The following is a 24,242-nucleotide window of genomic DNA, read 5'->3' as shown; positions in this document are numbered from 1 at the left end:
GCTTAAGGATGCCCGAACCAGATATGCCCAAACCACAAAGTTATTGCAATCTAAGTTTAGATGCTGAAAATATAAACATATACTTCAAGAAAAGTTGTTTCTAGATCTTCAGGATGCCTCCTCTAATAGAGGCTTGTATTTTTGATTTGATTGCTCTGGCATCACTTAACGTCGGTCTTCAGACAGAGGTTGCAATCAATAGACAGAAGTTTCAATCAATTTTCATGAATCTGAAGCCAGTGACGGCTATTGTCAGTGATCGCTTCTAAATAGAACGTTCTATTACAATAGGGGCGTTGAATAGGGCGTTTTACGCTATCAACTCTTCTGGGACTTTCAGGTATGAGTCTCTATCTGAAGCCGATAAAATTCCCAACAAAATCTGTCGCTCTCGTGCTTGGAAAGAGCCGTGCCGCTGAATCAATTGAGAAACGCTGTCATGATGTCAGCGGACTGAAAAGTATGTGATCATGGTCACGATGCTTGACCGCCCTCGTACCGAATCATTGGGCAATAGGTCGCATCAACTGCTTGAAAGGTTTGATGATGCCCAAGTTTTTTGAAAAAACTCTGTGTATATAAGCCAGGGGCTTCGCTGTTGACAACCTTGGCATTGCTTGATTACTGGGAAACCTAAAATAATTAGGGATTTAAGATTGTCATGACAAGGGTTAATTGTGTATGAGATCAGCAAGGTGGCTGGCTGTTTTCTTGTGCCCTTGGCTAATCATGGCACTGTGGCCGCGATCGCTAACCAATCTGCCCCAGTTTTAGGCCCAGGCAAGCTGGGCAAAGTCCCTGTCCCACAAGCGTGGCCGATTTTCCCTGAGTCCAATATTTTGAACCCCATGCCGCCTATCCTGCTTGTTCTTGAGGCGTTGCTTTGACCTTGAGGATCAGGCGGTTGCAGAACTGACCACGCTGGGCCCTAGTCGGGCCAGAGGTGGGCTCGGCGCAAGTGACCTCAGTGGGTCGGGGGCTGGAGCGATCGCCGCTGTTGCCAGTAACGTCTTCCTAACCAACCGCTCAGCACCAAAATGCCAATGTAGGGGCTAAAGGCCAGGAGCCACAACAAGAGTTGCAGCAGTCCTACACTCATGGTTTGCATAGCGCCGCTGGCGGTGTCCCAGGTTTGGCTCAGGGTTTCACCGATGGGGGAGGTCGAGGGGGCGGCCATTTGGTCACTCACCAGCGTCAGGTTAATGGTGGAATAAGCAACTTGGTTTTGCAGGCTTTGGAGTTGCGCGTCGTTGCGCTCGATCGCTTCACGGATGGTGCTCAGTTCACGACTGACTTCTAATACTTCGGCGATGGAGCCAGAGCGTTCCATAATTGCCAACAGCGACTCTTCGGATTTGCGCAAATTCCGTACGCGCGCTTGCAGATCCACCAGTTGGTCTGAGACGTCCGCCGCTGTAATGGCTTGGTGGTTGACCTCGCCGAGCTGCTTCAATGCAGTGAGTGCGGCCTCCAAATTGGTCTGCGGCACGCGCAGTTGCAACGTCACTTGGCGCGGCTGGTCGTCGACAGTGCCCGCATCGGACAACTGCAACAAATCGCCCTGGTGCTGCGCCAAAATGGTTGACACGGAGGCGATCGCCGCATCCACGTCGGCCATTTCAAGTTGCAGGGTCGCCTGCTTAATCAGCTGCGGGCGACTCTGAAAGTTGCTCGTCGCTACGGGACTCGCCGGGGCTGCCTCTCTGGCGACGGAGGCTGTTTCACCGGACGCTGCCACGTCCAGATCGGACATCGCGGTTTCGTTCTGCGCCAGGTTGCTGGGCGCACCGCTGCAGCCCACGAGCGCGATCGCACTCAACAGCCCCACTGCCCAAATGGTTTTGGTTTTAACGCCACTGTTCCTAACACGCATCATGCTCACCTTGTGACCAACTGTTGTTCCCAGTATGGAAAGGGCAACGGCCAACTTGGGAGCAGTTTCAAGAACTGCAACGGGGGCGATCGCGGGGCTGCTAGAGAAAACTCCCTGCCGACGGGGTGGCCATCCGCTAGAGTGGCGCGTAACCAAAGGTGACGTCAAACTCACGACACCAAATGGCGACTGCGGTGTAATCGTTAACGTCAATGCTGGCATCGACTAAATAGCGCTGACTGCCCTCAAAGCTTTGCAGATCGCCAACCACCGCATAGTTGGAGCCTTCGATATTGACGGGCACCGCAACCCCATCGGCATACAGAACCACCTGCACATCGGGGCCGTTGGCCGTGCTAAAGGCGCGGTCAAAGACCAGATAGGTCTGCCCATTCTCAGTGACGACACTAGCGGTTCCGGTGGTGGCTTTTTCTTGTTGAACCGTCACAAACCGGCCCGTAGCTTGGGCGATCGCGACGGTTTCAGTGGGTTGAGTATTTTGAGCGATCGCGGCTAAATCAAGCGGCTTCAGCGCGTTGGCTCCAGAGGCCAAGGTGATGCCTAGCGTCAGGGTGGATAGCGTAGCCAGAATCAAACGTTGCATGGATCAAATCTCCTGAACAGGTGCATTCGGTGCTTGATGACTATCTTGATCGCCATGCTTGAGAAAGCTGGGACTACAGCCTGAGAAAGTGCTGAGCGAATCATGAGCAGCCTAAACAATGCCTGAGAAGCGCCGTAGCGTCGTAGCGCGATTGTCGCTCGTGAATCCAGGGTGGCGGAGCTGACAGCCTGACCGTTACGAAGGCTGGACAGACGATGCCGCTGACCGGAAGGCTACAAGATTTCTGTAGTGATGACGCGATCTTTGCCATCTTCGCTATCGACGATGCGAATGGCTTTGGCATTGATGGAGTTGTACTGCACCAAGATCACGGTAGCGGTGCTCCTTTGCGCCACTTCGAGGGGAATGTTGCCCTTGATCACATGGCTAAACAGGCTCTCGCGGCTGGCTCCGAGAATCATCACATCCGTGTGAAAGCGATCGCTCAAATCAACGATGGCCGTCGCGATCTCTTCCTGCACGGTCATGTGGGTTTTTACTGCCACTTGGAGACGGCGTTCTAAAATGCCCGCGCGGCGCACCAATTGGCGATGCATAAACGGTTGGTCATCGCGCTTGGTGGCGATCGCGCACAAATGCACCTGGGGCTCGTGTCCCAGGGTCATGAGGGCGGGCATGAGTCGCAGCGCCATTTTGGCATTGGGGCCACCCGCTGAGGGCAACAGCCAGCGATTGAACTGGGGGGGCGTGCCCGGTTTCACGACAATCACCGGACAGGGAGCCTGACGCAGCAGAGTATCTACTACGTTGCCGACAAGTCGCCCCGGCGTTAGGGTGGGGCGTCGCCAGCCGATCATCACCTGGTCAATGTGGCGCTTTTTGATGACTTCTAACAGTGTGGTGGCGACATCATGGGCGACCCGAATCTGGGTGTGCAGCGATACCTGGGTGCCCTGCACGCGCTGCTGCGCTAGGCTCAACAGCTGCTGGCTGGGGCCGAGATCGACCGCCGCTTCTTCGGGGGGGATGGCCCGCGCCACCACGATGACATGCACACATTCCAGTTCGTACTGCTGTTGGTGGGCGATCGCCACCGCCATGTTCAGCAACAGCGGTGCCGTTTCGGGATCGCTGAGGGGCACCAGCAGGCGACCGTGACCCACGGCGGGCGATCGCGTGCGATAGATACCGCAAGAGGGCGTCGTGGCGGGACCAGTTTCCGTCGAGGTGCCACTCAACCGCTCCGACTCGGCGCGAATGATGTCGCCGCGCGTGATGATGCCCACCAGCTTATTACCGTCGGTGACGGGAATGCGGCTGACCTTGAGTCGATTCAGCAAATCTAAGACGTGGGGCAGGGAAGACTCCGGCGTCACCGTGAGCGGCTCAGGGGTCATGATGTCTTGCAAGAGCAAATCGCTGGCGCGGCTTTGGGTTTTATCGCCCAGATCCGTTTGGGTCACGATGCCCACTAGCTTGCCCTGCTGCAAGACGGGAAAGCCTCGATGATGCGATCGCGAAAACGCCTCTAACGCTTCCGCTACGGTCATCGTGGCCGATAGGGTTTCGACCCGGCGCTGCATCAAATCTGCCGCGATGAGATTAGCCCAGGGGTTGGCATCCGCTGGCGTGGCGCTGAGGTGAATGCCCTGAAAAGCTAACAGGCGATCGTAAATCGAACCCGACGAAATTCTGTCGCTGAAAATGTAGGCGAGTCCCGACCCAATCATCAGCGGCAGCACCAAATTAAAGTTGGCCGTCATTTCAAACACGATGACGATCGCGGTAATGGGGCCACGGGTGACGGCGCTAAAAAATGCTCCCATCCCTGTCAGGGCATAGGTCGTGGTGTTACTGCTCGCTAAGGTATCGACGGGTAGCCCCATCCACCCATGGCTGGCTTGGGCCAAAAAGCTGACCAAGCAGCCCAGCGCCGACCCCAGCACCAACGCCGGGGCAAATAGCCCCCCCGAAGCACCGGAACCGTAGGCCAGCAGCGTCAGAAAAAACTTCAACACGAAGGCGATCGCGATCACCTGCCAGGCGGCATTACCCGTGACGAGAATTTCTCGCAGGCCAGTGTTATCTTGGGCGGCGATCGGCAACACCGCACCCACCAGACCCGTGAAACCGCCCGCCAACCCAATGCGCCAGGGCAAGCTGACGGTTTGCAGCTGCTGAAACAGATTCAGACTGGTGAAAATGCCTTTGCTAAACAGGCCACCAAAGATGCCCGCTAAAATCCCTAGCAGCACCAGAAAGGGTAAGTCCTGCACCGAGAGTCCCGTTTGTAGGGTACTGAAGGTGCTGAGATTGAGCCCCTGACCGCCCAGTAACCGCGACACCACCGCCCCGACAAAAGAGGCCAAAATCGCCGTGCCCAACGTCAGGTTCGAAAAGTCCTGTAGCAGTTCCTCCACCACAAACAGCACCCCAGCGATCGGGGCATTGAACCCAGCGGCTAATCCTGCGGCGGCTCCGGCAGCAATCAACTGTCGCCGATATTCCGGCGAGGTGGGCACCCACTGGCTGAGTTGGGCCGCCAGCGCCGCGCCAATTTGCACCGTTGGTCCCTGTCGGCCGAGCGACAGCCCGGAGCCGAGGGCCAAAATAGTGCTGCCTAACTTCGCCAGGGCCACCCGCAAGTTCAGGGGAATATCCACATAGGCGAGGGCCGCTTTGACCTTGGGAATGCCACTGCCGGCGGCCTCGGGTGCCACCCGTTCGAGCAGCCAGCCGGAAGTCGCGCCCCCGACAAACCCGACGGTCGGCAACAGTAGCCAAGCGGGGAACGCACTCGTCAGTCGCCATCCCGTTAAAAGTTCCACACTCTGTTTGAGGGCGACAGCCGCGAGACCTGACACCACGCCGATAATGCAGGCTTCTAAGAAGGCGACTCGTTTTGGACCAAAAAATCGGTGCAAGCGCCGAAAGCGCAGCATAGCGTGGGGGGGTGAAACAACAATCGAGAGAATGTCTAGGTCGGGTTAATCACCGCTGAACCTGATGGGAGCCAGCGCTGACTAGCGCGGTGCCTCATGACCGGGCTCCCGTCACCGAGAGCGCTGCTAACAGCACCGACGGTGTGAAACAGGCGCCGTTCCAATCGGCGTCTCGCCCCATCGCCTGGAGATTCATCAAGGCGGTGTAAACATTCCCTGACACCATCGTATCTTTTACCCGCCCCTGAATCTCGCCCCGCCGGACGCGGTAGCCCAAGTCAATATTGATAGAAAAGTCGCCTGAGATGCCAGCGGTTTCGCCCAAAATTTGGTCGACGACGATCGCATCGTCCAGTTGCTGAACCAGCTCGGTGAACGTCAGTTGCCCCGGTGCCACCAGGGTATTAAACAGCCCTGGGGTGGGCGCACTCCCCAAGCCTGGACGAAACCCATTGCCCGTGGAGCCCCCGCCCAACTCTTTGCCGACGGTGCGATCGGTATAAAACAGTCGCAACACCCCCTGATCGATAAAGGTGAGCTTTTGCGTGGGGGTGCCCTCATCGTCAAAGGGACAGCTAAACGGCCCGGTGTCCGGATCTTGATATAGCGTCAGGGCCGCCGAGGTGACTTTTTCACCCAGGCGATCGCTCCAGGGCGAAGACCCTTCCAGCACCCGCTTGCCACTCAGGGCTGCTTGCACGGTGCCCCAGAGAATGTCGGCGGCTTTGGCGGTAAATAGCACGGGGACGCGACCGACCACAGGCGCAACGTTCCGGTCCGCCCAGGCCAGCCGCTTTAAAATTTGCTGGGCCAGCGCCTCCGGCGAGAGGGCATTCCGTTTGACTTGCCCATCGCCCACGCTCAAAAAGTCGTCGCCGCGCACCCATTCGACCCCCAAATAGCTGCTCAGGGTCGTGTCGCTGTAGCCGTAGTCCAGGCCGCGAGAATTTACGAAGCGGGTGACTTCGGTATCGCATTCCAACTCCGCTTCGCAAATCACGTCGGGATACTGGTCGCGAATCAGGGCGATCGCGGTATTCCCCCACTCGATCATTTGGGCGACGGTGACGGTCTGGCCCATATCAGGAAAGCGTTGAGCGGTGCCTTCGTTGAGTTCAATCGCTTCGGGTTCGTTGAGTTGGCTAATGGCGATCGCCTTATCCACCAATGCTTGGGGAGCGATCGGGCCGTGAGCGACCGCGATTCCTGGGCGACCCTCGCGCCAGAGCCGCAGCGCCGTCCCTTCTAAATTATTGCTCTCTAATTGTTTCAGCCGATTGGCTTCAAAAAAGACTGGATGGGCCGACGAGCTGGACTGAAAGACTTCTGCTGCTTCCGCGCCCGTCTGCTTTGCCAAGTCGAGCAGTTGTTCTGGCAAGGTGTTCCAGTGTGCTGCTGCCCCCATGCTACCGATGCCAATCCCAAACTGCGTTTTGATATCTCCCTATCATCTCGGATAGCGGTCATTTCGACTAGTGGGATCGCGGTGGTTTAAGGATGCAGACACCCAGCGGCCTCCGCAGTCATGGGGTCAATTCATAAAATGATTCCTGGCCCAGATGAGGCACATATTGTTTGACCAATGCTTGCAGGTCGCGATCGCGATCCAACTCGATCCAATCATCCACCGAACCTCGAAAACACCACCGCTCAACGCTGAATTCTCGGGTGGCTTTGTCCATCAGTCCGAACTGCATCATCGGGGAGTAAGTCGTGGACTGCAATAGGGTCTCTCGCATCTTGGCGGTATCCTGGTGCGGCATCAGGGCCGGGATGGCCATGAGCGCATCCACATTCTGGTCGCAAAGATACACCACAATATATTTGCCCTTGACATCAACGATGCAGTGTTCGGTCTGCGCATAGCGCTTCACGCCGGTTTGGACAATGTCGACTTCTGCTGGCGTCACGATTCGTTGGCGAATTTTGCGCAAAAAGACCTGGGCATTGGGATTTTCGTAAATCTCATAGCCCTCGGGGATTGTATCCACCAGGTTGCCGTCCGATTTCATTGAGAAAAAATATTTGGGTTTACCTGTTTTGGTAGTTCCCTCGTGCAAATAATAGGTTTTGCCTTTGCGATTCACGTATTCAATAGCCATGACAATATCTCCAGCGTCATTGCTGATCTTGGGGGGCTTTTCCAGGGGCACCAGGGTGACATCTGGCAGGTACCCATAAGTGAAGATAAAGATTTTTGTCTGATTCGCCAAATGACCAGGGCGATCGCCGTAGCCTGAGCATCAAGTAGCCTGTCGCGTGATTGGATCGCCATGACTCCAGAACAAGCCACCGAAATTATGCGTCTGCGAGCGGGCCAAGTCGCCCCCAAGCAAATTGCTCGCAAACTGGGATTACGCCCAGCGGCAGTCAAAACCTTTATTCAGGAGAGTGCGGAGGCCGCCTATCTGCAACAAGTCGGCGAGGGTAACGTCGCCCCCCTGCACGAATGCCTGGTTAACCAGAGTGCCGCCCAGCGACTGCTCGAAGGCATCGAACTCGACGAGGGCGTCGGCGTCGGGGGCTTTGCGGAAGTGATTATGGCCCGGCAAGAGCGAAACCGCATTGTGTCAACGGCTTATCTGGTTGATTACTGGTGTTTAGGCGTGAAAGACGTGATCCCTCCCAGAACCCGGCACAAGAGTGACTACGAACGCTTCAAGCACGCCTGCATTGAGCGGTTCAAGGAACCGTTTATCGACATTTCTTTAGCACAGGCCCAAGCGATTGTTTACGGCGCAGCGGATTATGCCCGGGGCCTGGGCTTCGAACCGGGCCGCGATTTTGACCAAAAAGCGCAAATGCAATTAGGGCCAAAACCCGAAACGCTGATCCCCATCGAATTTGGCAAGAATGGCAAACCGATGTATTTCAGGGGCCCCTATGATGATGCCGAGAAGATTATCAAAACCCTCACTGCCAATGTCGGGCCTGGTAATTTCGGCTCTGTGATGGCGCTGGGGGCATTGGACAACGACCCGTTGTTTTTGGAGTAGCCACCTGAGCCCATGTCCAAGCCCCACCGAGATGCCGATCGCGAAGAGCGCATCACGATGGAAATCGTGGTCGATGCCTATGGGCCGGAAGAGCAGGCCATGGGCTGGTATTACTACCTGGCTGAGACCCTACAGTTTCCCTTTGCCGCCACCTGCCGCAGCCAGCGCCGCATTTCACCGCTGAAACCAGGCGCGACTGTGGAAGTGTTGCGCATCGCCCCAGCATCAGAATGTGAGCGAGAAATGTTTGTCGAAATTGCCTGGGATGACGATGCGCTAGCGGTGCCGCTGATGCAGCTCGCCGCGCCAGACGCCGATGCTGACACGCAGCAGGCGATCGCTGATTGGCATTACTGGGTCAATCAAGGTTATCAATTTGGCTAAGCCTCACCAGAGCTTCCAGCCTGGATCGTGGATACCCGGCGGTCGGCCACCTTTTGGCCCTCATCGATCCCCCCTCTCACCCCCTTGCCAACCGTCCATCCCAGAATTTGCTTGTCCCGCTGCTCCCTAAGCGACGGGCTGCATGGTGCGCTGCGAGGCGGTCCAAACTTGTTTCAAGGTGTCCATAAAGGCGTAGACCGGCGGGGTTTGCAGGGCCTCCGTGAGTTGAATGACGCCAATCACGCGGACTAGCGGGGTCGGCAGCTCGGCGATCTTGAGGTTGGCGGGTATCGGTTCCGCCGCGAGCTGAGCCATGATGGTCGCTCCGAGGCCCTGCTGCACCATGCTCAACATGGTGGAATCCTCCCGCACTTCGTAGGCGGGCTGCACTGTGAAATGGGTGTGGGCGAAGTGGCGATTGATAATATCACGACAGCCGTCGTCGGGCGGTGCCAGAATCAACGGCAGTTCCACTAAGCGTTCCCAACTGTTAGGGCCATTGAGATAGTCGCTGTGGGGGGGCAGCAGCAGCACGTAGCGATCGCGCAACAGTTCCCAAGCGGTAAACTCCGGGGTGGTGGGTAGGTAGGTAAAGCCAATGTCGACATTGCCATAGCGAACTTCGCGTTCCACCTGTTGAGACTGGTGATATTCTTCAATCTTGACTTGAATGCCCGGATAATCGTTGCGAAACTGCTGGATCACCTCGGGCAAGATGTGGGTGGCGACGCTGCGAAATCCGGCGATGCGCACGGTGCCTTGCTGCACCCCCCGTGACTGCTGCGCTAGCTGGCCGATCCGCTCCAGCGAGTCCATCATCCGGCGGGCTTCGGCGGTGACCTCTTCGCCTAACGGGGTCAGGGCCGCCCCTTGGCGACCCCGGTTGAGCAAGACGACGCCTAACTCGGCTTCGAGGGTGGCGATCGCATGGCTGACGGCAGATTGGGACAGATCCAGATCCAGCGCCGCATCGCTAAAGGTGCCGCTGTCGGCGATCGCCACCAAAGCCCGCAACTGCGAAATCTTCAGCCGATACGGATTGATGTCACCCATACTGCCAATATCCTGGTTTTATCCTCTCATCATAGACGGGGCCTTTGCAGAACACGCATGGTTGAAGCACTCTTAACGGCACTGATTTTCTTTGGGGCGACGCTGATCTCCTCGACCTTTGGCTTTGGCAGCGCCCTGTTTGCGATGCCTCTGCTGACTCTGCTGCTGGGCATTACCACCGCTACTCCGCTATTTGGTCTAGTGGCCCCCACCAGCGCTGGCATTATTTTGCTCCGTAGTTGGCGCTTGGTTGAGGTGGCCTCGGTGTGGCGCTTAGTGCTGGCAACGTTAATGGGCATCCCCGTGGGCATCTGGTTGGTGACTCAAGTGCCGAGCGACATCCTCACCCGCCTGTTAGGGCTTTTCCTCATCGGCTTTGGGCTCTATCGCTTGGCCAATCTGCGCTTGATGAAGCTGCCCTCTTCGCGCTGGGCGGCCCTCTTTGGCTTTGTGGCGGGGGTGCTCGGCGGGGCCTACAACACCAATGGCCCGCCCGTGGTGATTTACGGAGAAATGCGGCGCTGGTCGCCTACCGAGTTTCGCGCCAGTTTGCAGAGCTACTTTTTGCCGACGGGATTGGGCATTTTGGGGAGCCACGCCCTGGCGGGGCTGTGGACTGAGCGCATCTTTCAGCTATACGGTCTATCGCTGCCGGGTATTTTGGTCGCGATCGCGATCGGTGGCTGGATTAATCATCGCCTCCCTACCGAGCGCTTTCAGGCATTGCTGTCGGTCTTACTGATGGGACTGGGGATCATGCTGTGGTTCTAAAGGTCAGCGACGGTGACCGAGGCGAAAGCGCCCAAGTCGCCCATGCTGTTCTCGTGTCATCCAGGGCAGGCGAGGGTAAGTGCTAGTGCCATAGCAGCGTACGCTGGTCATCTGATCAGACGCCTCGCATCAGACCGCCTAGGGCCTGTCATCATTTAGTCATCAAAGCCTTGCGGCAAAAGGACGACAGGCCCTAGTTTATTTCAGGAGGGCGGGCGCGGTAATGCTGATCCCACCAGGTTTCTGGAATTAATTGATGACGCGCCCTAGGGATCTGCAACTAAAAAAAGTACCCGTTCAATCCGGTTTCGACTTCGCTCAACCTACCAGGATCGAGAGTTGAGCGGAGTCGAAACTCGGTTCATGGGGATCTTTTTTGCGCGCAAGTCCCCTATCTGAGTCCCTGCTACTTTTTTTGGCAGAATAAAAAAGATCAGCATACAGACTCACCTCACCATGCGGACCCGCTCCCTCCAACTTCGTTATCTGCTATTCGGGTTGCTGGCCGTCGGGCTGCTGACTGGCTGTGTCACCCGTTCTTCAGAATCGGACTTGGCAGCGGGAGCCAGCGAGTCGGCGGCGCTGACCGAACCCCCCGAGCCCCATGCGGCTGCGCCATCAGATACCCCTGTGAGACCAGCCGATGCGCAATCCATTACGGTGACCGCTGCACCAACCCCCCTAACTCCTGAGGCGCTCTGGCAGCAGCTACAGCAGCCGGGCGAGACGCTTTATGTGGTGCTGCTGCGCCATGCCCTGGCCCCTGGCACTGGCGATCCGGCTAACTTTCAACTCGGGGATTGTTCAACCCAGCGCAACTTATCCGCCGAGGGCAGGGCGCAGGCTGCGGCCATTGGTCAAGCCTTTCGCGATCGCGGGGTGGCGGTCCAGCAGGTGTTGTCTAGCCAATGGTGTCGCTGTCTGGCAACTGCCGAGTTGATGAACCTGGGAGACGTGACCCCAGAGCCCGCGCTGAATTCTTTCTTTCGCGATCGCCGCACCGCTGAGGCCCAGACCCTTGCAGTCAAGCAGTCTTTACTTACGCAGGCTGAGCGTCCGGGCGTGATCGTGATGGTGACGCATCAGGTTAACATCACGGGCTTAACTGGAATTGTGCCGCGCTCTGGTGAAGCCGTTGTCGTCCAGGTCGCGGAGACGGGGCTCACGCAAATTGGGCAGTTCTTGCCCGCGCCATAAACAGGGAGAGAGGGCGATCGCGTTACAGTGTTGAATGCCCCTTGAATGCAGTTCATCAGTCCGCTATGCAGACTCGGCAACCCCCCACGGAATATCAAGACGGCCTGTTTGATCGGCTGTTCATCCGCCTCTTTAGCCGCAAAATGGCGAATGCCGTCGGGGAAAAGACAGCGATGAAAGGTTATGACGGCTTTGTCGATCTGTCGCAAAAAATCATGCGGGGTCGCAACGCTGCCGAACAGCAGGCGTTGGTCGCTGTCGTGCTGCAGTCCCTGGTGCCCGCTCAAGCGCTGTGGCTAATCCGCAACCTCTTTTCCCCCACTCGCCTCGTGTGCGAACTCAACGCCTGGTTTGCCACCGTTTTGTTTGAATGGTTGGTTGGCCCTTGTGAAGTCACCGAAGTCACCGTGACTGATGACAACGGCGAAGCGCGTCAGCAACAAAGCGGCGTCCACATTCAAAAATGCCGCTATTTGGAACAGAGTCGCTGTGTGGGCATGTGTGTCAACATGTGCAAACTGCCCACCCAGCGCTTTTTCACCGAAGACTTTGGCATTCCCCTCACCATGACGCCCAACTTCGAGGACTTCAGTTGCGAGATGGTGTTTGGCGCACCCCCACCCGACTTAACCACCGAGGACTGCTACCAAACGCCCTGCTTAGTGGACGAATGTACCATGGCTGCTCCCAACGCTCGCCCCTGCCCCAAAGTGCGCGAATAGTAAGATCCTCCGGCAATCTGCGGCCCCGGCTACTGGGGAATCACTGTTAGGGATGGCGTGGTGTCCACCCGATCCTGTTCATTTTGCTCGCGGGCGTCACTCATGTCAGCGACGACCGCATCTCGCAGTTGCTCGCGCAATTGGGGCATTACGGCCAAAGCGCGCGTCCAGTCGGGAATTTGCGTCCCCGTGGCGTCTTCGAGATATTCGTCGCCTGCCTGCAAAATGATTTTTTCAAAGTTTTCCAGGGTGACTTCTTCTTGGTGGCGATCGTATTCAATGCCGTTGAAGCGGGCATCGACAAAGTATTGCCGGGTCAGGTTTTGGGCTTCCCGCCGAAATTTCACCCCCAGGGCGCGGATATGGTCGCGGGAGATCGCCACCTGCTCCGTTTCCGTCAGGGTGCGCAGTACCGATTTGAGAATATCGCGGCACATTTTTTGCAACCCTTTATCTGAGGAAGTGCCCATGTCCTGGTGCTTGTGCTCAAAAATTCCTAAGTCCACCTGAGCGATGCGCTTGCGGGCTAAATTCCGATAAACCTCCGCCAGTAGGCCCACTTCCAAGCCCCAATCAGCGGGAATGCGGGTGTTGAGGGCGAGGTCGCGGGTGAGCGCAAACTCTCCCGACAGGGGATAGCGGTAAGAATTGAGATAGCGCAGGTAGTCGCGATAACCGAAGACTTCCATTAAAGACGTAATGAGGGGGGTCACGAAGAGGCGGGTGACGCGACCATGCATTCTCCGAGGTGCTTCACTCAAACGGGTGTAATAGGCTTTACTGAAGGCGATACCAAACTCCCGCTCCAGCAGGGGAAACAGCAGCTTCAGCGGATAGGTTTTGTCGTAGGTAATGATGTCGGCGTCGTGGAGGGCGATCGCGGCGGCTTCCAAACTGGCAACGCCTAGTCCTAACCAGACGGCGCGGCCCTTACCCCGATGCTGCAACAAATCGAGCCCCTGTTCTTGCAGTTGGGCTAGCAGTTTCGTGATGCGCGGGCCATTTTCCCACAGCACGTAGGTTGGCTGGGGCAGCGTACCGAAAAAGTCCACCGCCTGGAAATATTCTTCAGCGGTTTGGGCATAGAGGCTGATGACCACGTTGTTGACAAAGCGGCAGTGCGTCAGCTGATCGCGAATGCGAGTCAGGGCGGGGCGCTGTAACTCCTCGTATAGAGAGGGAATCAAAACTGCCGTAGGCAGAGACTGACTCACCTCGGTTAAATGATCATCGAGCTGGTCAATGTTGCAGCCCAAATCGTGAATCGTTGTGATGAGATCCTGCTTATAGTCCACAAAACCTCTCTCCCTTTAAGTTATGCAAACATCATTCCGGCTTTTGGGAGAACGGTCTGTTCGGCACGCTACGGCAAAGCGCTCCCGAATCACGCTCACAAACGGCGATTGAGATTAACGTAACCAGCCCTTTAAGCGAGAAGCCACTTGCGGCCTTCTTAACTTCCGCATGGCCTTGGTCTGGATCTGGCGCACCCGTTCCCGAGACAGGTTGAACATATTGCCAACCTCTTCGAGGGTATGAGTTTCGCCCGTCGTTAAGCCATATCTCAAGGTAATAATATCCTTCTCGCGCTCCGTCAAAACTTCGGTCAAGACGCCCGTGATTTCTTTGCGCATCATGGATTCGCTAATTTTGGCTTCTGGCGTTTGCGTATTGCCGTCTTCCAATAGCTCCATTAACTCGGTATCTTCGCCTTTGCCCACGCGGTGATTGAGGGACAGCGATCGCCGCCGCACCTGTTGTAAACCCCGCAATTGGTCGGGGGCAATATCGAGTGCTGCCGCCAATTCAGCCTCGGTCGGATTGCGTTGCAAGTCACGTCGCAATTCGCGATGGGCTTTCTTTAACTTGTTGAGCTTTTCAACAATATGAATGGGTAGCCGAATGGTGCGGGCATCGTTCGCGATCGTTCGCGTGATCCCTTGCCGAATCCACCAGTAAGCATAAGTAGAAAATTTATACCCCTTATCAGGATCAAATTTCTCTGTTGCACGATTTAAACCTAAGGCTCCTTCTTGAATTAAATCGAGAAATGGAACGCCTCGGTTTAAATAACGCTTGGCGATGGAAACCACTAATCGTAAATTTGAGCGAATCATGCGCCGCTTGGCGGCGCGACCGTAATGCAGTTTTTGTCGAAATTCGGCCTCACTCAGTCCGAATGCTTCCACCATCTGTGCCACCGTTGGTGGCTGCCCCTGCTCGTCGATCCAGCTTTCTCGAAACTCTTCCACTTGACCGAGAAATCTTACTTGACGAGCGAGTTCAATTTCTTCGGCAGGCTTGAGTAGCGGATAGCGAGCCATCTCTTTAAAGAACGCACCAACCGCATCATCGGTGATGGTTTTTTGATACCCCGGTAAGCTCGGTTCGGAAAGAGAATCGCGAGTTGTGTACTGCACTGATACGTCAGCATCGTCACCCCAAGAAGCATCCTCTTTGCGCGACTGAGTCGATGATGCTTCCGATGGCTCTTCAGTTTGAGCGGTATTTAACTCATCATCAGCCAGGCCGACATGCGCTAACGTTTCAGAATCAGTTTCCGGAGAAATAAAGAAGGCTTCCATAAGGATTACATGAGGCTTCTAAGGCATTTGCTTTTGAGGCGTTTATACTCGAATTCGTGGCAAAATAGCAACCCATTTGAGAAATTTAATATTTATCCACTGGGGTAATGATCTCTCCATCAAGGGATTGAGCTGTTTTATGCTGATGTAACGATTCTCAGTGATTGTAACCGCTTGTAAAACCCCGGGGATTGCCGATAAGAATCTAACGGAAACCTTAAGGTTTTTTAGGGCTTAGCAAGGATAGCGATAAATACGAAAAAATGCCAACTTTTTTGGCCACCGATCGCTACACTAGAGTTCGAATTGATCAAGTGAGGTTGATATTAGTAGCGGGGCACCAAAATGGGTGGCGGCATTAGTGGATAGTGTCGGTGCTCAGGGATTGTATACCTATCGTTTACCGCCTGATTTAAAGGTGACGGTCGGAGATATTTTAAGTGTGCCGTTTGGGGCGCAACAGCTGGGAGCGATCGCCATCCAGCTGTTGCGTGAACCGCCGCCCAACCTTGCTCCTGAGGACATTCGGCCAGTCGCCGCCGTCATTAGCCGAGGCATGTTTTCGCCGACCTACTGGCAATTGCTCGAACGGGTGGCGGCCTATTATCAAACTTCGTTGATCCAGGTGATTCGCACGGCGTTGCCACCGGGATTGTTGGGGCGATCGCAGCGCCGGGTGCGGTTATTATCTGACGCCATTCCCCCTGAAGCGGCGATGTTTCTCTCGCCAGCGGCGGTGTGCGTCCTCAGCCAGCTCCAGCAGTCGGCCCAGGGCGACTATACCTGGCAGTATCTGCGGCAAAAATGTCGGGGGGCGTATCGCGGCATTCAAGCCCTGGTCGATCGCGGCTGGGCGGAGAGTTATCTAGCCTTGCCGACGCCGCCCCGCCCCCAACGTCGCCAAGCCGTGACCGTGGTGCAGGTGCCGACGCCTGAGGAGACAACGATTACGAAGCGCCAGCGAGAAGTGCTGACGCTGTTGCAACGGCGCGGGGGCGATCTGTGGCTGCAAGAGGCGTTGCAATATTGCCGCACCACTAGCGCGACCATGCGATCGCTGGCGCAAAAGGGCTTTCTCGCCATTGAAGAACGCGAAGTGCTGCGGCAACCTGCCTCGCCAGACTTGGGGCCAGATCAGCCGAAGACCCTCAACGCTGCTCAACAGGAGGCGTTTGGAACATTGCAAGCGACTCAGGGGTTCGCGGTCGCGCTGTTGCAGGGCGTGACCGGGTCTGGCAAAACGGAGGTCTATTTACAGGCGATCGCCCCCCGTCTCGCTGCGGGCACCTCCGCCCTGGTGTTAGTGCCCGAAATTGGCCTGACACCCCAGCTCACCGATCGCTTTCAGCAGCGGTTTGGCGATCGCGTTTACGTCTATCACAGCGGTTTGTCCGACGGTGAACGCTACGATGCCTGGCGGCGGATGCTCCAGGGCGAACCGATGGTGGTGATTGGCACGCGATCGGCGGTATTTTCCCCGTTGCCCCAACTCGGCATCATCATTTTGGATGAAGAGCACGACAGCAGCTTTAAGCAAGACCAGCCGATGCCCTGCTATCACGCCCGCACCGTGGCCCAGTGGCGCGCCGAGTTGGACGACTGCCCGCTAGTGCTGGGCTCCGCCACCCCATCGTTGGAAAGTTGGTCAGCCCAGCAGCCCCAGCCGCTTTCTGAAGCCGCCGAGTTGGGGTCAGAGCCGCCCAGTGCGATCGCCATACCGAAATCGACGTTGCCGCTTCAACATTATTTAGTGCTGCCCGATCGCGTCCATCAGCGTCCCCCGCCGCCCATCACCGTGGTCGATATGCGGTTGGAACTGCAAATTGGTAACCGCTCGATCTTCAGCCGTTCGTTGCGATCGGCGCTAGAAACGATGAAATCTCGCGAGGAACAGGGGATTCTGTTTATCCAACGGCGCGGTCACAGTAGCTTTGTCTCCTGCCGCGAGTGTGGCCATGTGATGATGTGCCCCCACTGCGATGTGTCGCTGTCCTACCATCAGACCCGCTCTGGCACTGCCGAGATGCTGCGCTGCCACTATTGCGGCTTTGGACAAGTGCAGCCGCCCAGTTGTCCGGCCTGTGGATCTAAATACCTGAAGCATTTTGGCAGTGGCACGCAGCGGGTGGAGCAGGCGATCGCCCAAGAACTGCCTGAACTCCGCTGTCTGCGGTTTGACAGCGACACTACGCGGGCGAAGGGGGCGCATCGGGCTTTGCTAGCGCGGTTTGCCCAGGGTGAAGCCGATGTGCTGGTCGGCACCCAAATGTTGACCAAGGGCATTGACTTGCCCCAAGTCACCGTCGTCGGCATCATTGCGGCGGATGGCTTGCTGTACATGGCTGACTATCGCGCCAGTGAGCGGGCCTTTCAAGTGCTGACCCAAGTGGCCGGACGCGCCGGACGGGGAGAGCAGCCCGGACGGGTGATTTTGCAAACCTACAACCCCGAAAATCCTGTGGTGCAAGCGGTTAAATCACAAAATATTCAGCACTTTCTGACGACGGAACAGGAACAGCGCCAAGCCCTGGACTATCCCCCCGCCGGGCGTTTGGTACTGTTGCGGATCACCAGCCCCGATCGCGCGGCGGCGGAACAAACCGCCCAGGAAATGGCCGCGCAACTGGCGAGTCGGCTGGAGAACGCTTGGTCGTTATTGGGGCCGGTGCCCGCGCCGATTTTGCGGGTGGCGCGGCGCTATCGCTGGCAAGTTTTGCTCAAAGGGGCGATCGCGGCCCCCATTCCCGACCTGACCGATTTATCAAAACAATGCCCCGCTCACGTCAGCCTGACCATCGACGTTGATCCTCTCAATCTGATGTGAGAGCGGTCAGCCTCGGTTAGGCCGATCCCATCGTGACCCTGGGGTTTCCCCTCACATGATGAGGGCCGCTGAAGGAAGGCTGATGGATGCCGTCGCGATCAACTTTGATTGATGTGGCTATATGGCCCTAACCGACGCCACTATCTGCCATGATGATTGGCTTCCGATGCCAAAGCATTCCAGTATAGTAAGGAGTAGCTGCCACATATTCATCATTTCTATGCTGCACCGTCTAATCAAGCCATTCTTTGGCGCTTTCTTCACCTTATGTATCTTGGTTAGCACGCTAGCCATTGCGGCCCCCGCTTTTGCCACTGGCGTTTATCAGATGCCGCCCTTGTCAGACAGCACCTGGATTGTTGATGATGCCGGTCTGATTAGCCGCATTAATGAAAGCAAAATCACCGAGCAACTGCAAGATCTGGCGGAAATGACGGGCAACGAAGTCCGCTTTGTCACCATTCACCGTCTGGACTATGGCGAAACCCCAGCGACCTTTGCGGATGCCCTGATGGCAAAGTGGTTTCCTGAGTCCGAGAGCCGTGCTAATCAGAGCATTCTCGTGTTGGATGACGTGACTAATGGGGCCGCGCTCAAGGTCGGCGATGCCGCCGCCGAGATGCTGTCGGCAGACATCGCGACCAGTGTTGTGGATGAGACGATCGCCATCCCCTTGCGGCAGGGCAACAAATATAATCAGGCGTTGCTCACGGCCAGCGATCGCCTTGTCGCTGTCCTGTCTGGCGAAACTGACCCTGGCCCCCCGGCGGAAGTCACTTCCTTTGAAATGGAAAGTACCTTTGCCTCCGCTGAGGAAACCGAAGAAAATCGCGGCAACTATACCTGGATTGTGGTCGGGTTTTTAGTCGCGGCCACCGTAATTCCCATGGCGACTTACTACATTTATCTCGCGATCGGCGGTTAAGACCGTGGCCGGGAACGGTTCTGGGTCAGTTCTCGGTTAACCACCAACAAAGCAGCGCTGTGAATTGAAGGGTTCACAGCGCTGCTTTGTTCTTTTGAGGATTGATGGACAGACCGTAACAACCGCAAAGTAGGGAGCAGCGTTGCCACTGAGTGTCTAATCCTGCACGTATTCTTGGTCGTATAGGAGAGCCGATTCAGCCCGGACGAATTCGCGACCGAGATACGCCGCATGATCCATCATCGTGACGGGGCAAGGGCGATCGCTCGACTCAAAGATGGCAATACACAGCTCTTTGGCTGTGCGTCCGGTGTAGACATAGGAATGCTGACGCTGGACGCTGCCCTCGCAGGGCAACGGTTTCCCGGTCTCCGGATCACAGGCCAAGCCCTTGTCGTTGATCACGTTGGTGAAGTGCTTGGCGCAGATCACGCAATTCTGACGATCTAGATAGATCAAAAAGTAACCGCCCGGATCGAGCTCGATAAATCGTTGAGAGAGCCGATTATCCAGGTCAGTCAAGGCGTCGGAACTCAATTGGTGTGGAGTTGAGGTCTGTACCATTCCCAAAGTCTAAGAAATATTTGCAATGATGCGGCGTTGAGTGGTTGCCCTGCCGCCAGACAACTATTCTAACTTGAATGGCTGGTCAGCTTGGCCGAGCGGTAAATCAGTGCCGCAATTCTCGGCATGGCTTCGCTGGTCGAGCGCAGGTCGCTCAGCCTGAACTGATCAGAACGAACGGGACATTTCCGGCATGGCTGCAATGCATGGGTGAATGCGGCCAAGCGATCGCAGCCAAGCTTAACTCAGACTTTTGAGCGGCAAGTCAGCATTGATCGCGTCAATCTCCTGCTGTTCGGCGATGTTGATCTCGTCGATGTAGTTCACCAAAATCTTTTGCAGGCGATCGGCATAAAAGCGGTGCAGGCTGTAATTGGGCTTGGCGGGGAAACCGCGTCGCTTTTTGTGGCGGCCCCCGGCACCAGGGTCAAACAGCTTGATACCGTGGTCGATCGCCCATTCAATCGGTTTGTAATAGCAAGCGTTGAAATGCAGGTGATTGTACTCTTCGCGGCAGCCCCAATAGCGCCCATACAGGCGATCGCCTTTATATAAGCAGAACGACATGCCGACCGGCTCATCCACATCCTCGCTATAGGCGGCAAACAGCGCCACGCGATGGGCATAGTCGGGATAGAGCTGCTCAAAAAATTTGCGCGTCAGATATTTGCTGCCCCACCAGCCAAACTTGTCGCAGGTATCGGCATAAAAGTCATACATCAGCGAGCAGTTGGCGCGATGCATCGTCTCTGTCGTAATGGGTTCCAGACGCAACCCCGCTTTATCCAGAGATTTGCGCTCACGTTTGATATTACGCCGCTGATTGGCGTTGAACCGCGCCAGGTAATCGTCAAAGGTGTCGTAGCCGTCGTTTTGCCAAACAAAGCTATGGTGCAGCCACTTTTTGAAGCCGATTTCCTCCATCAGCGATCGCCAATCGGGGTCAACATAGAGGAAATGGCAGCCCGAAATGTTGTTGCGATCGCAGAACTGATCAATCGCCGCCACCATTATTTCGGTCAGCTGCCGCTCGGCTTCGCCCGGTGCAATCAAAAAGCGGTAGCCTTCGGCGGGGGTAAAGGGCGACATCCCCAGCAGTTTGGGATAATACTCAATGCCCAAACGACCGGCCAACTCGGCCCACTGATGATCAAAGACAAACTCGCCGTAGCTGTGGCTTTTGAGATACATCGGGGCAGCGGCAATCAACTCCTGATTGCGCCACACGGTGAGATGATTTGGCAACCAGCCCGCGTTGGCGACCGCACTGCCGGATTGCTCCATATTATGCAGCCACGTCCACTCTAAGAAGGGCGTTTGCAGCGGCAGCGCCATCGCATCCCACGCCATTTGGGGAATTTCATGGATGTGACGGATCCAGGCAAGGGTGTACTGAGGCTGGGGCGGCTGAACCATAAAATCCGGGCCGATAGTACGGCGATCGCAAAAACTTTCCCTAGCGTAAATCAATCCCCCTTGGGATGGCAGCGACGATAGTGCAAAAACACCTCATTTTCGACCTGCCGCACCCCGATCAGTTGCAATTTCAAGGCTTGAGCGATCGCTAACCCCGTCCCGTCAAAGGGGGTCGGTGCCGCTGCGCCCCCCAGCAGTAGCGGACACACCGTTAAATGCATCTCGTCGATTAAATCTTGCTCCGCAAAACTGGCGACCAACGTGCCGCCCCCCAGCAAGGCCAATCGCTCAATGCCCAACGGGTGGAACCGTTGCAGCAGAGATCGCCAATCCATCGGCTCGGTCAAATCTGGCAACACCTGATCAAAATAGGTGCCGTCGTCGCCTTCAACCATCGCTGACCAGTGTTGCGCGCCTGCCGATGAGGTCAACAGCCAGCGGGGGACAGGTTGTTGAAAAAAGCGCCACTGCGGCTCCAGATGCCCCGACTGCGAGCACACGATCTGAATCGGTTGAGGCGGCTGGTGACGAGTTTCCCGCTGCTCGACCAGTGCCCGCTGGCGTACGGATAAGCACGTACCGTAGGCTCTCAGCGTCCCCGCCCCAAAGAGCACGGCATCGGCCTGCGCCACCAGCGTTTCCAAGTGGGCCAGGTCATGGGCGGAAGAGAACCGGGCAGCGGTGCGATCGCGATCGGCAATTTTGCCATCCGCACTCATCGCCAACACCACCGTGACCTGCGATCGAGGATTTTTCACCTGGTTAATATCCCTTTGACCACCCATTCAGTCAGGCTCTACCTTAGGCGACTAAAACCTCACCGCCTGCGGCACCTCTCCTTATTTAAGGAGAGGTTTATGCACGTACTGGTGAAAATAGCCTACATCTGGCAGGGCTTCCGGTTCCTCTCTTTGGCAAGGAGAGGCTAGGTGAGGTTCCGTCAGGACTTCATGACAAAAATGGGCAGTTGCTTCAGTTTTATTAAAGAAGTGGCAGTTAACCCGGATCCCGCATATTAGGATGCACCTCAAAGCAAGCACAGCCCGGAGGGCAAAAAGCAGATGTGTGGAATTGGTGGAGTCATGTATGCCGATCCCCAGCGACCCGTTGATCCGGATGTGTTGGTGGGGATGGCCGCGATTCAGTATCACCGAGGGCCAGATGGGTTTGGCTATCAGGTGATTGACGATCGCGGGGTGGGCTTTACCCATGCACGGCTCTCCATTATCGACCTCAACCCCGAGCGCGGACGACAACCCTTTCGCTCACCCGACGGTCAGTACCTGATTGCCCACAACGGCGAATTTTACGACTACAAGCGGTTGCGGGCGGATCTGGCGTCACGGGGGTATCAGTTCCGTACCAAGAGCGACACCGAATTGGTGATGCACCTAACCGATCGTTTGGGGCTGGATCAAGCCTTGCCGTGCTTACGGGGTGAATTTGCCTTCGCCTTGTATGAACGGCAGCAAGATCGCCTGACCCTGGTGCGCGATCGCTTCGGCGTCAAACCGCTGTATTACGCGCAAATTCCCGGTGGCTTAGTGTTTGGCTCCGAGATCAAAGTGGTGTTGGCCCACCCCCAAGTCAAGGCGGAGTTTTCATCGGAGGGGTTGTATCACCAACTCATGCAGACCATGGTGCCGGGCACCACTTGCTTTGAAGGCATTTATGCGGTGGAGCCGGGACAAAAGATCACCGTGCAGCGCCGGGATGGTGAGCTGCTTTTGCACAAGGAGCAATATTGGGATCTGGACTTTCCGCTCAAGGGCACCCGCGAACTGCACCGCAGCGAGACGGATTACATTGAGGAATTTCGGGCACATTTCGTCGAAGCGATTCAACTGCGGCTAGAGGCCGACGTGCCAGTGGCCTGCTACCTTTCTGGGGGCATCGACTCTTGCTCCATCATGGGGGTGGCGGCGGCCTGTCAGCAGTCCCCAATCAAAGCGTTCACCATTGGCTTTGATGATACGGACTACGACGAGACGGCGATCGCCCGCGAAATGGCCGAGGCGGTGAACGCCGATCAAGACATCCTGGCGGTGGATGGCACCCAGCTGTACGACCACTTCGCCCGCACCATCTGGCACACCGAACGCAGCATCTACAACACCTTCACCGTCGCCAAAATGCTGATGAGCGAGCATGTCCGTGACGCGGGCTACAAGGTCGTGATCACGGGGGAAGGGTCGGACGAATTATTCGCGGGCTACCCCCAACTGCGCCTCGACATGATCCTCCATGGCATGGACGACGCTACCTCCGAAGAACGGGCCGAGTTGCAAGCCTGGTTGGCGGAGAGCAATCGCCTCTTTAAAGGTAATTTGCTGGCCGAAAAGCAGCTCGATGATCCCGCTTTGACGGAACTCATTGGCTTCACGCCGAGTTCGCTTCAGTCCTGGCTCTCCTCCGCCACCCACGTACCGGGATTGTTGCATCCCCAGCATCGCCATCGGCTGGATGGGTACGCGCCAGGGAGCGCGATCGCCGCCGCGTTGAACGGGGAGCAAATTAGCGATCGCCACCCCCTCGATAAAGCGCAGTACGTTTGGATCAAAACTCAGTTTGAGTCCCAAGTGTTGGGCTGGGCGGGCGATCGCGTCGATATGGCGAATTCCCTCGAAGCCCGTCCCGCGTTCCTCGATCATCCCCTGGTGGAATTTGCCGTGACCCTGCCCCCCTCGATGCGGTTGCGCGATCGCCAGGACAAATACATCCTGCGCGAAACCATGAAGCCGCTGCTGCCGGAGACCCTGTACAAGCGCCAAAAATTTGCGTTTATGGCCCCGCCTTCCCACACGGACGCGGTGAAAGAAGCCGCGATGCGATCGCTCGCCAGCACCTATCTTTCCAAAAACCGGATTCAAGATGCCGGTTTGCTAGATGCGGGGGCAGTGCAGTCAGTCCTGGAACGTCATGGAAATACAGCAACTCCCGTCGCTGAGAGAGTACAACTAGATGCTGTGATTAACCACATGCTGAGCGTGCAGATCCTGCACAATCACTTTGTGGCCAATGACGTGACCCAGCAAGCCCAGGCCGATGCCAAACGCTATGGCTGGTCAGCTCATGATTTATCAGCGGTTTGAGGTTGCGGCTGTGCGCCCGAGTACGAGAGTCTGCTTTTAGCTTTAGCCGTGGGCCAAAAATGGTCTTTGAGGCTTCAAAGTAGCCCACGGACTCCTCAGAGGCAAATTCCTCAGCGTCATGATTTGAGACGTCTGAGCTGTTAACAGCCTATGCGTTTAAAGGCTTTCTGTGCCTAGGGAGTCGTTGTCGTGAGAGGGGAGGCAATTATTCAGGTGCTTTAACGGTTCGGGTCAGCAGTTGTTAGGGTCTTTGTATCTCATACCAATTCCCTATGAGGTGAAGCAGAATATAGGAGTACTGATTTCAAGCACAAAAGATGGCTCGTCCACTCA

19 protein-coding genes are annotated in these 24,242 nt (G+C 56.4%); 8 read left to right on the top strand and 11 right to left on the bottom strand.

Features of this window, described 5'->3' with window-relative positions; all coding sequences use genetic code 11:
* Positions 1–964: 964 nt before the first annotated feature.
* From JUK32_RS20940 to JUK32_RS20920, 5 genes are all read right to left on the bottom strand, one after another.
* Positions 965–1,873, bottom strand: a complete 909-nt coding sequence (locus JUK32_RS20940) for a DUF4349 domain-containing protein (protein ID WP_204140813.1) — start codon at positions 1,871–1,873, stop codon at positions 965–967.
* Between the two features lie 136 nt (positions 1,874–2,009).
* On the bottom strand, positions 2,010–2,477 hold the full coding sequence (locus JUK32_RS20935; RefSeq protein WP_204140812.1) for a DM13 domain-containing protein: 468 nt from the start codon (positions 2,475–2,477) through the stop codon (positions 2,010–2,012).
* Positions 2,478–2,710: 233 nt separating this feature from the next.
* On the bottom strand, positions 2,711–5,380 hold the full coding sequence (locus JUK32_RS20930; RefSeq protein WP_204140811.1) for a chloride channel protein: 2,670 nt from the start codon (positions 5,378–5,380) through the stop codon (positions 2,711–2,713).
* Positions 5,381–5,474: 94 nt separating this feature from the next.
* Complete coding sequence (locus tag JUK32_RS20925) at positions 5,475–6,785, bottom strand: TldD/PmbA family protein (protein WP_204140810.1); 1,311 nt, start codon at positions 6,783–6,785, stop codon at positions 5,475–5,477.
* A gap of 118 nt (positions 6,786–6,903) precedes the next feature.
* The gene (locus tag JUK32_RS20920; RefSeq protein ID WP_204140809.1) at positions 6,904–7,482 is read right to left on the bottom strand and encodes a hypothetical protein; all 579 of its coding nucleotides are present in this window, start codon (positions 7,480–7,482) and stop codon (positions 6,904–6,906) included.
* A 171-nt stretch (positions 7,483–7,653) separates the two neighbouring features.
* Between JUK32_RS20920 and JUK32_RS20915 the strand changes: the two genes are divergently transcribed.
* Entirely contained in the window at positions 7,654–8,376 is a 723-nt protein-coding gene (locus tag JUK32_RS20915) for a DNA-binding response regulator (RefSeq protein WP_204140808.1), read from the top strand.
* Positions 8,377–8,388: 12 nt separating this feature from the next.
* Positions 8,389–8,760 carry a calcium-binding protein gene (locus tag JUK32_RS20910; RefSeq protein WP_239112910.1) on the top strand — a complete coding sequence of 124 codons (372 nt, stop codon included), beginning with the start codon at positions 8,389–8,391 and terminating at the stop codon, positions 8,758–8,760.
* 126 nt (positions 8,761–8,886) lie between these two features.
* Here the strand turns inward: JUK32_RS20910 and JUK32_RS20905 are convergent, their stop codons facing one another.
* The gene (locus JUK32_RS20905) at positions 8,887–9,813 is read right to left on the bottom strand and encodes a LysR family transcriptional regulator (RefSeq protein ID WP_204140807.1); all 927 of its coding nucleotides are present in this window, start codon (positions 9,811–9,813) and stop codon (positions 8,887–8,889) included.
* Between the two features lie 57 nt (positions 9,814–9,870).
* Between JUK32_RS20905 and JUK32_RS20900 the strand changes: the two genes are divergently transcribed.
* The 3 genes from JUK32_RS20900 to JUK32_RS20890 all read left to right on the top strand — a co-directional run bounded on the left by JUK32_RS20900 (position 9,871) and on the right by JUK32_RS20890 (position 12,503).
* A complete protein-coding gene (locus tag JUK32_RS20900) occupies positions 9,871–10,584 on the top strand; it encodes a sulfite exporter TauE/SafE family protein (protein WP_204140806.1) in 714 nt (237 codons plus the stop codon).
* Between the two features lie 456 nt (positions 10,585–11,040).
* A complete protein-coding gene (locus JUK32_RS20895) occupies positions 11,041–11,781 on the top strand; it encodes a histidine phosphatase family protein (RefSeq protein WP_204140805.1) in 741 nt (246 codons plus the stop codon).
* Positions 11,782–11,846: 65 nt separating this feature from the next.
* On the top strand, positions 11,847–12,503 hold the full coding sequence (locus tag JUK32_RS20890; protein WP_204140804.1) for a DUF4033 domain-containing protein: 657 nt from the start codon (positions 11,847–11,849) through the stop codon (positions 12,501–12,503).
* A 29-nt stretch (positions 12,504–12,532) separates the two neighbouring features.
* Here the strand turns inward: JUK32_RS20890 and JUK32_RS20885 are convergent, their stop codons facing one another.
* Both JUK32_RS20885 and JUK32_RS20880 read right to left on the bottom strand, forming a co-directional pair.
* Positions 12,533–13,798 (bottom strand): glucosyl-3-phosphoglycerate synthase, encoded by a 1,266-nt coding sequence (locus JUK32_RS20885; RefSeq protein ID WP_204140803.1) that lies wholly within the window; start codon positions 13,796–13,798, stop codon positions 12,533–12,535.
* Positions 13,799–13,912: 114 nt separating this feature from the next.
* Complete coding sequence (locus JUK32_RS20880) at positions 13,913–15,088, bottom strand: RNA polymerase sigma factor, RpoD/SigA family (RefSeq protein WP_239112909.1); 1,176 nt, start codon at positions 15,086–15,088, stop codon at positions 13,913–13,915.
* 325 nt (positions 15,089–15,413) lie between these two features.
* Between JUK32_RS20880 and priA the strand changes: the two genes are divergently transcribed.
* Positions 15,414–17,912 (top strand): primosomal protein N', encoded by a 2,499-nt coding sequence (gene priA / locus JUK32_RS20875; protein WP_204140817.1) that lies wholly within the window; start codon positions 15,414–15,416, stop codon positions 17,910–17,912.
* A 220-nt stretch (positions 17,913–18,132) separates the two neighbouring features.
* A complete protein-coding gene (psb32, locus tag JUK32_RS20870) occupies positions 18,133–18,837 on the top strand; it encodes a photosystem II repair protein Psb32 (protein ID WP_204140802.1) in 705 nt (234 codons plus the stop codon).
* A 156-nt stretch (positions 18,838–18,993) separates the two neighbouring features.
* Here psb32 and JUK32_RS20865 read toward each other — a convergent pair whose 3' ends face one another.
* The 3 genes from JUK32_RS20865 to JUK32_RS20855 form a co-directional block, all read right to left on the bottom strand.
* The gene (locus JUK32_RS20865; protein ID WP_204140801.1) at positions 18,994–19,401 is read right to left on the bottom strand and encodes a DUF4346 domain-containing protein; all 408 of its coding nucleotides are present in this window, start codon (positions 19,399–19,401) and stop codon (positions 18,994–18,996) included.
* Positions 19,402–19,641: 240 nt separating this feature from the next.
* Positions 19,642–20,817, bottom strand: a complete 1,176-nt coding sequence (locus JUK32_RS20860) for a GNAT family N-acetyltransferase (protein ID WP_204140800.1) — start codon at positions 20,815–20,817, stop codon at positions 19,642–19,644.
* Positions 20,818–20,867: 50 nt separating this feature from the next.
* Positions 20,868–21,602, bottom strand: a complete 735-nt coding sequence (locus tag JUK32_RS20855) for a RibD family protein (RefSeq protein WP_204140799.1) — start codon at positions 21,600–21,602, stop codon at positions 20,868–20,870.
* Between the two features lie 276 nt (positions 21,603–21,878).
* Here JUK32_RS20855 and asnB point away from each other — a divergent pair, with 276 nt between their 5' ends.
* Complete coding sequence (asnB, locus tag JUK32_RS20850) at positions 21,879–23,909, top strand: asparagine synthase (glutamine-hydrolyzing) (protein WP_204140798.1); 2,031 nt, start codon at positions 21,879–21,881, stop codon at positions 23,907–23,909.
* The last annotated feature ends 333 nt before the right edge of the window (positions 23,910–24,242 follow it).

This window comes from Halomicronema sp. CCY15110, assembly GCF_016888165.1.
Lineage (GTDB): Bacteria > Cyanobacteriota > Cyanobacteriia > Phormidesmidales > Phormidesmidaceae > Halomicronema.
The sequence above is the reverse complement of the archived record's forward strand: the minus strand, read 5'-3'. Positions and strand labels throughout refer to the sequence as shown.